Source organism: Pseudomonas folii, from assembly GCF_014357575.1.
Taxonomy (GTDB): Bacteria; Pseudomonadota; Gammaproteobacteria; order Pseudomonadales; family Pseudomonadaceae; genus Aquipseudomonas; species Aquipseudomonas folii.
Map to the genome: position 1 here is coordinate 21,960 of NZ_JACONW010000062.1, position 10,416 is coordinate 32,375.

General features: G+C 58.6%; 12 protein-coding genes and 1 riboswitch. Of the genes, 10 read left to right on the forward strand and 2 right to left on the reverse strand.

The window, feature by feature from the left end:
* The first annotated feature begins 3 nt into the window (after window positions 1-3).
* Window positions 4-1,518 (forward strand): tripartite tricarboxylate transporter permease, encoded by a 1,515-nt coding sequence (locus H8S59_RS14385; RefSeq protein WP_187521845.1) that lies wholly within the window; start codon window positions 4-6, stop codon window positions 1,516-1,518.
* Window positions 1,511-2,545, forward strand: coding sequence for an AbrB family transcriptional regulator (locus H8S59_RS14390; RefSeq protein WP_187521846.1), 1,035 nt, complete (start codon window positions 1,511-1,513; stop codon window positions 2,543-2,545). Before H8S59_RS14385 ends, H8S59_RS14390 begins: the two co-directional genes overlap by 8 nt.
* A gap of 94 nt (window positions 2,546-2,639) precedes the next feature.
* On the opposite strand, the gene ung is transcribed toward H8S59_RS14390, so the two are convergent.
* Window positions 2,640-3,332: a uracil-DNA glycosylase gene (ung, locus tag H8S59_RS14395; protein WP_095094448.1), complete on the reverse strand. Its 693-nt coding sequence runs from the start codon at window positions 3,330-3,332 to the stop codon at window positions 2,640-2,642.
* A 163-nt stretch (window positions 3,333-3,495) separates the two neighbouring features.
* Here ung and H8S59_RS14400 point away from each other — a divergent pair, with 163 nt between their 5' ends.
* From H8S59_RS14400 to H8S59_RS14410, 3 genes are all read left to right on the forward strand, one after another.
* Window positions 3,496-4,608, forward strand: a complete 1,113-nt coding sequence (locus tag H8S59_RS14400) for an enoyl-CoA hydratase/isomerase family protein (RefSeq protein ID WP_187521847.1) — start codon at window positions 3,496-3,498, stop codon at window positions 4,606-4,608.
* Between the two features lie 86 nt (window positions 4,609-4,694).
* A complete protein-coding gene (locus H8S59_RS14405; protein WP_099268543.1) occupies window positions 4,695-4,946 on the forward strand; it encodes a type II toxin-antitoxin system HicA family toxin in 252 nt (83 codons plus the stop codon).
* Complete coding sequence (locus tag H8S59_RS14410; RefSeq protein ID WP_122398368.1) at window positions 4,943-5,284, forward strand: type II toxin-antitoxin system HicB family antitoxin; 342 nt, start codon at window positions 4,943-4,945, stop codon at window positions 5,282-5,284. Before H8S59_RS14405 ends, H8S59_RS14410 begins: the two co-directional genes overlap by 4 nt.
* 99 nt (window positions 5,285-5,383) lie before the next feature.
* Here H8S59_RS14410 and H8S59_RS14415 read toward each other — a convergent pair whose 3' ends face one another.
* Window positions 5,384-5,884, reverse strand: coding sequence for a hypothetical protein (locus tag H8S59_RS14415; protein ID WP_246475304.1), 501 nt, complete (start codon window positions 5,882-5,884; stop codon window positions 5,384-5,386).
* Between the two features lie 298 nt (window positions 5,885-6,182).
* Window positions 6,183-6,284, forward strand: a riboswitch (guanidine-I (ykkC/yxkD leader).
* Between the two features lie 61 nt (window positions 6,285-6,345).
* On the opposite strand from H8S59_RS14415, the gene H8S59_RS14420 reads away from it, so the two are divergent.
* Genes H8S59_RS14420 through H8S59_RS14440 form a run of 5 tightly spaced genes read left to right on the forward strand, consistent with a single transcriptional unit; the run spans window position 6,346 to window position 10,387 of the window.
* Window positions 6,346-7,416, forward strand: a complete 1,071-nt coding sequence (locus tag H8S59_RS14420; RefSeq protein WP_187521848.1) for a putative urea ABC transporter substrate-binding protein — start codon at window positions 6,346-6,348, stop codon at window positions 7,414-7,416.
* A 27-nt stretch (window positions 7,417-7,443) separates the two neighbouring features.
* Window positions 7,444-8,259: an ABC transporter permease gene (locus H8S59_RS14425; protein WP_095094124.1), complete on the forward strand. Its 816-nt coding sequence runs from the start codon at window positions 7,444-7,446 to the stop codon at window positions 8,257-8,259.
* Window positions 8,256-9,020 carry an ABC transporter ATP-binding protein gene (locus tag H8S59_RS14430; protein ID WP_187521849.1) on the forward strand — a complete coding sequence of 255 codons (765 nt, stop codon included), beginning with the start codon at window positions 8,256-8,258 and terminating at the stop codon, window positions 9,018-9,020. The genes H8S59_RS14425 and H8S59_RS14430 overlap by 4 nt, the downstream gene beginning before the upstream one ends.
* 12 nt (window positions 9,021-9,032) lie before the next feature.
* Complete coding sequence (locus H8S59_RS14435; protein ID WP_187521850.1) at window positions 9,033-9,755, forward strand: urea amidolyase associated protein UAAP1; 723 nt, start codon at window positions 9,033-9,035, stop codon at window positions 9,753-9,755.
* An 11-nt stretch (window positions 9,756-9,766) separates the two neighbouring features.
* Window positions 9,767-10,387: an urea amidolyase associated protein UAAP2 gene (locus tag H8S59_RS14440; protein ID WP_087264711.1), complete on the forward strand. Its 621-nt coding sequence runs from the start codon at window positions 9,767-9,769 to the stop codon at window positions 10,385-10,387.
* Window positions 10,388-10,416 lie beyond the last annotated feature (29 nt).

Consider the following 10,416-nt stretch of genomic DNA (forward strand, 5'->3'; position numbering starts at 1 on the left):
TAAATGGATACTTTCAGCTATCTGGGCCAGGGCTTCGGCGTTGCACTGACTCCATACAATCTCATTACCGCACTGTGCGGGACGCTGATCGGTACCGTGGTCGGGCTGCTGCCGGGCCTGGGGCCTATCAACGGCGTCGCGCTATTGATCCCGATTGCCTTTGCTCTGGGCCTGCCGCCGGAATCGGCGCTGATCCTGTTGGCAGCGGTGTATCTGGGCTGTGAATACGGCGGCCGGATCAGCTCGATCCTGCTGAACATTCCAGGCGAAGCATCGACCGTCATGACCACGCTCGACGGCTACCCAATGGCACGTCAGGGCCTGGCAGGCGTTGCCCTGTCGCTGTCGGCATGGAGTTCGTTCATTGGTGCCTTTATCGCCACCTGCGGCATGGTGCTGTTCGCTCCGATACTGGCGAAATGGGCGATTGCCTTCGGACCTGCGGAATATTTCGTGCTGATGGTATTTGCCATCGTCTGCCTTGGCGGTATGGCAGGTGATCGGCCCGTCAAAACCTTTATTGCAGCCCTGATTGGTCTGTTCCTGTCGGCCGTCGGGATCGATGCCAACAGCGGCGTGTACCGATTCACCGGTGACAACATCCACCTGACTGACGGTATCCAGTTCGTGGTGTTGGTACTGGGTCTGTTTTCCATCAGCGAAATCCTCTTGCTGCTGGAAAAAACCCATCGTGGTCAGGAAGCGGTGCAAGCCACCGGGCGCATGTTGTTCAACCTCAAGGAAGCGGGCGCGGTGTTCGTGGTTAACATCCGCTGCGGTTTGCTGGGCTTCATCATGGGCGTACTGCCGGGCGCCGGTGCGACACTGGCCAGCGCCGTGGCGTACATGACAGAGAAACGTATTGCCGGTGCCAGTGGCAAGTTCGGCCAGGGCGATATGCGCGGTCTGGCTGCGCCTGAAACCGCAATCGGTGCTTCGGCGTGCGGCGCTCTGGTGCCCATGCTGACACTCGGCGTTCCAGGTTCCGGCACCACAGCGGTGATGATCGGCGCCTTGTCGCTGTACAACATCACACCGGGGCCGATGCTGTTCCAACAGCAGCCGGATATCGTCTGGGGCCTGATCGCTTCGTTGTTCATCGCCAACGTCATGCTGGTGATCCTTAACATTCCGATGATCCGCATCTTCACCCGCATCCTCAATGTGCCGAACTGGGCACTGGTGCCCGTGATCGCAATCATCACCGGGATCGGCGTCTATGCCGTACACGCCACCACCTTCGATCTGTTCCTGATGGTCGGCATCGGCATCTTCGGTTACATCCTGCGCAAGCTGGATTTCCCGCTGTCGCCAATCCTGCTGGGCTTCATTCTGGGCGGTTTGATGGAGCAGAACCTGCGTCGCGCGTTGTCGATTTCCAACGGTGCGATGGAGATTCTCTGGTCCAGCCCGATCACCATGGGCGTCTGGGCGCTGACCATCTTCATGTTGCTGTTCCCGGTCGTCCGTATCTGGCGCAAACGCTCTGCCCAACGCCGTGCAGCGACCAGTGTCTGAACGACCGTTCAAAAGCTGGTGGGCAACACCGCTGGTCGGTCTGGCTGGCGGCTACCTCGCCAGCCAGGTCGGCTGGCCTCTTCCCTGGATGGTCGGCTCGCTGTTGGCGATCATCCTCGTTCGTTGCCTGACACCCTGGCAACTGGCCGAAATTCCCGGCGGCCGCAAATGCGGCCAATGGATTGTCGGCATCGGCATTGGCTTGCACTTCACCCCGGTCGTGATCGAGCAAGTGATGGCACATTTCGGGCTGATTTTTCTCGCTGCACTGATCACCAGTCTTTCCAGTGTCGTCGGCGTGTGGCTCATGCTTCGTACCGGAGAAGACCGCGCAACGGCGTACTTCTCCAGCATGCCCGGTGGCTCGGGGGAAATGGTCAACCTCGGTTCGCGCAATGGCGCCATTCTCAGTAGCGTCGCCGCCGGGCAAAGCCTGCGGGTACTGATGGTGGTGCTTTGCATTCCGGCAATTTTCAAATACCTGATGGGCGAAGGCACGCCGATTGTCCATGCCGGAAGCGTCAACTGGCTATGGCTGGCAGTATTGTTCCCGCTGGGTGCCGCAGTGGCCTGGCTCTGGCAACGGCTGAAGCAGCCGAACCCCTGGTTATTCGGCCCGTTACTGGTCAGTGCAGCCATCAGTGTCAGCTTCGACCTGCACATTGGTCTGCCAGACGGCAGCAGCCAGATCGGTCAGTGGTTGATCGGCAGCGGGCTGGGTTGCCACTTCAATCGTCAGTTCTTTCGCCGCGCACCGTCTTTTATAGCCAGGACACTGCTCGGCACCGCCCTGACCATGCTTATCGCCGCCCTCGCCGCTTTCGCCCTGAGCACCGCGACTCATCTCGATTTGCGCTCTTTGACCCTGGGAATGATGCCTGGTGGCATTGCAGAGATGAGCCTGACAGCCGAAGTCCTGCAGCTATCAGTACCTTTGGTGACTGCGATGCAGGTGATGAGATTGTTGTTTGTACTGTTTTTGGCCGAGCCGATTTTTCGGTATTGGAACAAACGACCCGGAGATTAGCGTTTTCTGTAGGAGCTGCCGAAGGCTGCGAAACGATTTCCATGTCACATCGCCTTCGCAGCCTTCGGCAGCTCGTACAAAAGATGTGATCTCATCAATCCTGCGGCAATCGCCACTCAATCGGCGCCATACCGTTTTGCTCAAGATACTTGTTCGCCCGGCTGAAGTGCCCGCAACCCAGGAAACCTTTATAGGCCGACAGCGGTGACGGGTGAACCGAGGTCAGTACCAGATGTTTGGTGGCATCCACCAGTTTCTGTTTGCTCTGGGCATGGGCGCCCCACAGCATGAACACCAGATGCGGCTGCTGAGCACTGACCGTTTCGATGACTTTATCGGTGAAATGCTGCCAGCCTTTACCCGCGTGGGACGCTGCATTGGCGCGCTCCACGGTCAGCGTGGTATTGAGCATCAACACCCCTTGATCAGCCCAGGATTGCAGGTGACCGTGGCGAGGCATATCAATGTTCAGGTCGCGCTTGAGCTCTTTATAGATGTTGACCAGCGACGGTGGAGCAGGCACGCCTGGCTGAACCGAGAAGCACAGTCCGTGCGCCTGACCCGGACCGTGGTAAGGATCCTGCCCCAGAATCACTACCTTGACCTTGTCCAGCGGCGTTGAATTCAGCGCGTTGAAAATCAGCGGACCCGGCGGGTAGATTTCCTTGCCTGCTGCATGCTCCTGGCGCAGGAACTCGCGCAACTGGCCCATGTAAGGCTTCTCGAATTCCTCACGCAGTGCCTGCTTCCAGCTGGGTTCAAGTTTGATACGGTCATCGCTTGTCATGGTCATACCCTGAAATCAATGCGCGGACACTAGGAAAGCTGGCCGCCAATGTCAATCAGCGCGTCGCGCCCTGCCCTTTCCTACACTGAACCTCATGCAACTTAACCCGATGCAGGACTATCACACCTGTGTTGGATACACGCATTGCCCTCGAGAGGTCACGATGAATCTGCAATTTGAAGAATTTCCGGCTCAGGATGGCGCACGCATCGGCATCGCCACCCTGGACGCCGAACAATCACTGAATGCGCTGTCATTGCCCATGATCCTCGCCCTGCAGGATCAGCTTGATAGCTGGGCCAGTGACGAAAAAGTCGTCTGTGTGATGCTGCGTGGCAATGGCGCGAAAGCCTTTTGTGCCGGGGGCGACGTGCGCTCGCTGGTGGATCAGTGTCGTGAACATCCAGGCGAAGTCCCACCGCTGGCCGCCAGTTTCTTCGCGGCCGAGTATCGGCTCGATTACAGCCTGCACACTTTTCCAAAACCCTTGATTTGCTGGGGCCACGGCTATGTGCTCGGCGGCGGCATGGGCCTGTTACAGGGAGCAAGTACCCGCATCGTGACGCCGAGCAGTCGGCTCGCAATGCCGGAAATCAGCATCGGGCTGTTTCCAGACGTCGGCGCCAGTTGGTTCCTGTCGCGTCTGCCCGGCAAGCTCGGCCTGTTCCTCGGTCTGACCGGCGCTCACATCAATGCTCACGACGCGCTCGATCTGGATCTGGCCGATCGCTTCATGCTGGATGAGCAACAGGAGGATTTGATCGGAGGCCTGCAGCAACTGAACTGGCAGGAGCAAACGTCAGTCCAGCTCAATAGCCTGCTCAAGGCCCTGCAACATGAAGCCCTTAGCCAATTGCCTGAAGCGCAATGGCTGCCACGCCGGGCGCAGATCGACGAGTTGCTCGACGTCGGCAACCTGCCCTGCGCATGGACTGCACTCAGCCATTTACAGCACAGCGACGATGCACAATTAGCTCGCGCCGCAAAAAACCTGACCCACGGCTGCCCGCTCACTGCACACCTCGTCTGGGAACAAATCCAGCGCGCCCGCCACATGTCGCTGGCTGAAGTTCTGCAAATGGAATACGCCATCAGCCTCAATTGTTGCCGCCATCCGGAGTTCAGCGAGGGCGTGCGTGCGCGGCTGATCGACAAGGACAACACGCCCCACTGGCACTGGCAGGACGTCGCGACGATTCCGCTGGCGGTGATCGATGCGCACTTCAGCAAGGCGTGGGAAGGACGACATCCGTTGGCGGATTTGTCGGCATATTGAATTTTTTGCTCGACATCACCGGGCCAAGCTCCGTTTGACCTCTTTTCCGCGCGCGACTAGAATCAGTCGCACGGAATGGAGGCTGGATGTCCAAGCAAGAAAAGCTGCTCGCCAAGCTACTGAACAGGCAATCGGGATTTAGCTGGCCAGAACTGGTCGCGCTGTTGAAAGGTTTCGGCTACAAGCAAATCGAGGGTGATGGCAGCCGCGTCAAATTTGATAACGGCAATGCTCAAGCGATGATAAACCTGCATCGCCCCCATCCAGGCAATGAGATAAAGGCATACGTTAAACGACAGGTTATCGAGCATCTGAAAGCGGGAGGTCTGATTTCATGAGTACGCTGTTACAGCACCGGGGCTATTACGGTTCAATTGAAGCCAGCCCTGAAGATAACTGCCTGTTCGGAAAACTTCAGTTCATACGCGCACTGGTGAACTATGAAGGCGAAACCGTGGCGGAGCTATCTCAATCCTTTCGTAACGCGGTAGATGACTATCTGGATACTTGCTCAACTCTCGGGCAAGACCCGGAATTGCCCTGCAAAGGCTCGTTCAATGTCAGGGTCGGGCATGACCTGCATTTGGCAGCCAGCGTTGCCGCGACCCGCGATAAAATTTCACTTAATGACCTGACACGTAAAGCGCTTCGAGAATATCTTAGTCACCATGCGTGACTATAAAGCTGCAGGTTGATAAACGTGATGAGCAGATAGTCCGAAGGTACATATCAGACAGAAAAACGGCGCCCCAATGGAGCGCCGTTTTTGATTCACCTACCGATGCCCGCCACGACCATCGCCACCGCGACCGCCTCGACCGTCACCTCGTCCACCGCCCCTGCCGGGACCGCCGTGGCCTCTGCCATCTCCATGACCATCCCCCCACGAAGGGCCGGGCCGACCTGGACTGCCACGAAAATCATTACGCGGCGGATGGCGATAACCGGGGTTGCCGCGATAACGGTTGTCCCCCCATCCGTAGCCGGGTGGACGGCCTGGCTGGTAATAACGTGGCACCGGAGGCGGTGCGTAGTAGCGCACAGGTGGAGGTGAGTAATAACGCACCTGTGGCACTGAATAGTAGCGAGGCTGAGGCGCTACATAAATGCGCTGCTCCTGATAGTAATTGGAGCTGTAGCCATTGTCGTAGGAGTAAACACTGGTTCCGTAAGTGGTCGGCAACTCCGTCACCCGGGAGGAATAGTAGCCTGAGTCGGTGTAGCAACCTGCAAAACTCAGGGCCAGCAAAACGATGAGCAAGGTTCGTCGATACATGGCGGCCTCCTGGACCGCAGTAGGGCACACACCAGCGACGCTGGTCGGCGTCTATCAAGCTGCAACAGACGAAAATAAGACATTAAAAAGGCCCTCCAGTGCCCTTATCCGCCTGTCACCTGACGAACTGCCGCTCCATCGCGGTGCGCCTGCGCACCATGTCGCGGCAAAAACAAGCGCCTGTTGAACCAGGAATTTCGCTGTCAGCCACGGTGTGCGGGCTTCCCCGTGACTTGGCACAACTCTCGCTTACCAAACCGTGTGCAGGAGTCAACTCAGGTTCGCGGCACCACAATTTGCAATAGCTGACTAGGGTTCCGGCTCGCCTTTGGCGAGTGGCTGGTCCGAGAGTTGGCGACCTCCAGTAGAGGTTACACGGCGGGATAAAAGCCCGGGAGACAGGACACCAGTGGTGTCGCGTTGCTCCTGATCGCCTTTCTTTCGCTACTGGAGGTAAACACATGCAAAAGTCCCGTCTATTAGGTCTGCTCACCGCAGGCCTCATCGCTGCATCGATCCTCTCCCCGGCGAACGCCGCCGTTAAAAAAGAATTCAACGTTTGCTGGACGATTTATGCCGGCTGGATGCCCTGGGAATACGCAGGCACCCAAGGCATCGTCGATAAATGGGCGAAAAAGTACGACATCAAAATCGATGTCACTCAGCTCAACGATTACGTCGAATCCATCAACCAATACACCGCTGGCCAGTTCGATGGCTGCACCATGACCAACATGGACGCACTGACCATCCCGGCCGCGGGCGGCGTGGAAAGCACCGCACTGGTGGTCAGCGACTTCTCCAACGGTAACGACGGCATCGTGATCAAGGGCGCTGGCAAGAAAGTCGCCGACCTCAAAGGCATGGACGTCAATCTGGTAGAGCTCTCCGTTTCCCACTACCTGTTGGCCCGCGCGCTGGACAGCGTCGATCTTGCAGAAAAGGACCTGAAAGTCGTTAACACGTCCGACGCGGATATCTCTGCGGCTTTCAACACCGATGACGTGCAAGCTGTCACCACCTGGAACCCGATGCTGGCGGATATCAAGGCCAAGCCCGGCGTCACCGAAGTGTTCAACTCCAGCCAGATCCCTGGCGAAATCATGGACATGATGGTGGTCAACACCCAGACCCTGAAAGATAACCCGGCACTGGGCAAGGCCCTGACCGGCGCATGGTTTGAAGTGGTCGCCCTGATGAACGCGAAAAACGCCCAAAGCAAAGCTGCTCTTGAGCACATGGCCAAAGCATCGGGTACCGATCTGGCCGGGTTCCAGGCGCAACTGGACACAACCAAACTGTTCGCAACCCCCAAGGAAGCGCTTGAGTTCGCGACCAGCAAACAACTGCCGGACACCATGCGCAAAGTCGCCAACTTCTCCTTCGAACATGGCCTGCTGGGTGAGGGTGCCAAAGACTCCAGCGCAGTGGGCATGACCTTCGCCAATGGCGTGACCTCCGGTGACAAGGCCAACCAGAAGCTGCACTTCGATCCGACTTACGTGCAGATGGCTGCCGACGGCAAGTTGTAATCCGGGTCCCGCTGAAAGGTCATTGCCATGCGCTTGATAAATCGCCGCCCGGATCGCGCCAGCCGTCTGATTCTGGTACTCCTGCCGTTTGCCTTGCTGCTGTTCGCCTATTTCACGGGCTCGGCAACACGGCTGACGGAAAACCCCAACGACAAGCTGCTGCCCAGCGCGGTACAGATGGCCGACGCGGTAAAACGCATGGCCTTCACCGAGGACCAACGCAGCGGCGGCTATCTGCTGTGGCAGGACACCGGTTCCAGTCTGCAACGTTTGGGGATCGGCTTGGGTATCAGCGCGTTGCTGGGCCTGTGTCTGGGCATTGCCTCGGGGATCCTGCCGTTATTCGGCGCGCCGTTATCGCCTCTGCTGACGGTGCTGTCGATGGTGCCGCCGCTGGCGATTCTGCCGATCCTGTTCATTGTCTTCGGGTTGGGCGAGCTGTCGAAAGTGATGCTGATCGTGATCGGTATCACGCCGATTCTGGCGCGAGACCTTGAACAGCGCGCCCGGGAAATCCCCGTCGAACTATTGATCAAGGCGCAAACCCTGGGCGCCTCCACCTGGACGCTGATCCTGCGGGTGATCCTGCCGCAATTGCTGCCACGTCTGCTGATTGCTCTGCGACTGGTGCTGGGCTCGGCGTGGCTGTTCCTGATCGCTGCCGAAGCCATCGCTTCCACCGATGGCCTGGGCTATCGAATCTTCCTGGTGCGGCGTTACCTGGCCATGGATGTGATTCTGCCTTACGTGATCTGGATCACCCTGCTGGCCTGGTTGATGGACTGGGGCCTCAAGGCGCTGACCCGTAAAGCTTTTCCCTGGTATGAGGGGGCGCGCGGATGAGCTTCATTTCAGTCAATAACGTCTGGCAGCAGTACGACGATCTGGTGGTGCTCGAAGGCCTGAACCTGAGCGTCGCTGAAGGTGAGTTCTGCACCCTGGTGGGCGCTTCGGGCTGCGGCAAGTCAACCTTTCTGCGCCTGTTGCTGGGTCAGGAAGTCGCCAGTAAAGGCAGCATCACCCTGGACGGCAAGGCACTGGCGAGCGAGCCGGATGCCAGTCGCGGCGTGGTGTTCCAGCGCTACTCGGTGTTCCCGCATCTTTCCGTTCTGGACAACGTCGCGTTGGGCCTCGAATTACCGCGCTCGGCACTGCTAGGTCGGTTGTTTGGCACCGCCAAGCGCGAAGCTCGGGAACAGGCTGCACAACTGCTGCAAAAAGTCGGCCTCGGTCACGCGCTGGATAAATACCCCGCGCAGCTGTCTGGCGGCATGCAACAGCGTCTGGCCATCGCTCAGGCGCTGATCATGAAACCTAGAGTATTGCTGCTCGACGAGCCGTTTGGTGCCCTCGACCCCGGCATTCGCAAAGACATGCACGCCTTGTTGCTGGAGCTGTGGCGCGAGACCCAACTGACCGTGTTCATGGTCACTCACGACCTGTCCGAAGGCTTCAACCTCGGCACTCGGCTGTTGGTCTTCGACAAAGTGCGCATCGACCCACACGCCCCCGGCGCTTATGGCGCGCGCATCACTTACGACATCCCTCTGAACAGCGACCGCCGCGCCGCACGCGCCGCGCTTGATTCGCTGCAACAGGCTTAAAGGATTCTACTCATGACAACCCACACATTATTCCCGGTATTTGCTGAAGAACTGCTGCCCGGTGGCGGCCATCGTTCGTTCATCCTCAAGCGTGGTGAACTGCTGCGCCTCACCGACTTGAACGGCAACGCCAACGTCAGCCTGACGATGCTCAACGCCCACGAAAAAACCGAGCGCCTGAACCTGCCCGACAGCCTCAAATGCCAACACACCGCCAAGCTTACCAGCGGTCACTGTCTGTATTCGGACATGGGCCGTGTACTGACTGCGATTACGGCTGACACCTGCGGCTGGAGCGACAGCATCGGCGGCGTGCTCTGTGCAGACGAAGTCGCGGAAAAATACGGCCAGGGCCGCTATCAGGAACTGCGCAACGGCTTCTTCCGCAACGGCGTCGACAACCTGCTGGTCGAGCTGGGCAAATGGGGACTGGGGTTGTCCGACCTGCTGATGACCTTGAACCTGTTCAGCCGCGTCAGCGTTGACGACGCTGGCAAGCTGCACTTCGTACCGAACAACTCCAAAGCGGGTGACTACATCGAGCTGTATGCGCCGATGGACACGCTGGTGGTCCTTACGGCCCTGCAACACCCCATGGACCCCAACCCGGAATACGCGCCGCAGCCACTCCAGCTGAGCTGGATGAGAGCCGACGCCAGCGTCGCCGAGCACTGCCGCACGTCCCGCCCGGAAAACGAGCGCGGTTTCATCAACACCGACCGCCTGTTCGCCTGAGGAGCTCTGTCATGAGTCTGCATTCCAACATCCCGACCACTACTACACATATCCCGGCAGGCGAGCCGTCGCTGACCGAACTCAAGGCCGGGCAAACCCTGCGCATCCTTGATCTGGAAGGAAATCAGGCGGTCGATACGCTGTTCTTCAGCCTTGCCAACCCTCGCGAGCGTTATGACGTACAACGTACGTTACGCCGTCAGGGCAGCGTTTATCTGACGACGGGCAGCGTGCTGTATTCCAACCTCGGCAAGCCGATGCTGACTATCGTCGATGACACCTGCGGTCGCCACGACACCCTCGGTGGTGCCTGCGCACAAGAGAGCAACACCGTGCGTTACGCCCTGGAAAAACGCCACATGCACAGCTGCCGGGATAACTACCTGCGCGCCTGCGTTCATGACGGCCGTTTAGGCAAAGGCGACATCGGGCCGAACATCAACTTCTTCATGAACGTGCCGGTGACTGCTGACGGCGGGCTGACCTTCGAAGACGGCATTTCCGCGCCCGGCAAGTACGTGGAACTGCGCGCAGAGATGGACGTGATCGTGCTGATCTCCAACTGCCCGCAATTGAACAACCCGTGCAACGGCTACAACCCGACACCGGCTGAATTGCACGTCTGGAATTGATTACACGGGGCTATGGGATTGCTTAGAAC

Coding starts and splice junctions, on each gene's coding strand:
- H8S59_RS14385 (WP_187521845.1), top strand. CDS start 4: ATGGATACTTTCAGCTATCTGGGCCAGGGCTTCGGCGTTGCACTGACT.
- ung (WP_095094448.1), bottom strand. CDS start 3,332: ATGACAAGCGATGACCGTATCAAACTTGAACCCAGCTGGAAGCAGGCA.
- H8S59_RS14400 (WP_187521847.1), top strand. CDS start 3,496: ATGAATCTGCAATTTGAAGAATTTCCGGCTCAGGATGGCGCACGCATC.
- H8S59_RS14405 (WP_099268543.1), top strand. CDS start 4,695: ATGTCCAAGCAAGAAAAGCTGCTCGCCAAGCTACTGAACAGGCAATCG.
- H8S59_RS14410 (WP_122398368.1), top strand. CDS start 4,943: ATGAGTACGCTGTTACAGCACCGGGGCTATTACGGTTCAATTGAAGCC.
- H8S59_RS14415 (WP_246475304.1), bottom strand. CDS start 5,884: ATGTATCGACGAACCTTGCTCATCGTTTTGCTGGCCCTGAGTTTTGCA.
- H8S59_RS14420 (WP_187521848.1), top strand. CDS start 6,346: ATGCAAAAGTCCCGTCTATTAGGTCTGCTCACCGCAGGCCTCATCGCT.
- H8S59_RS14425 (WP_095094124.1), top strand. CDS start 7,444: ATGCGCTTGATAAATCGCCGCCCGGATCGCGCCAGCCGTCTGATTCTG.
- H8S59_RS14430 (WP_187521849.1), top strand. CDS start 8,256: ATGAGCTTCATTTCAGTCAATAACGTCTGGCAGCAGTACGACGATCTG.
- H8S59_RS14435 (WP_187521850.1), top strand. CDS start 9,033: ATGACAACCCACACATTATTCCCGGTATTTGCTGAAGAACTGCTGCCC.
- H8S59_RS14440 (WP_087264711.1), top strand. CDS start 9,767: ATGAGTCTGCATTCCAACATCCCGACCACTACTACACATATCCCGGCA.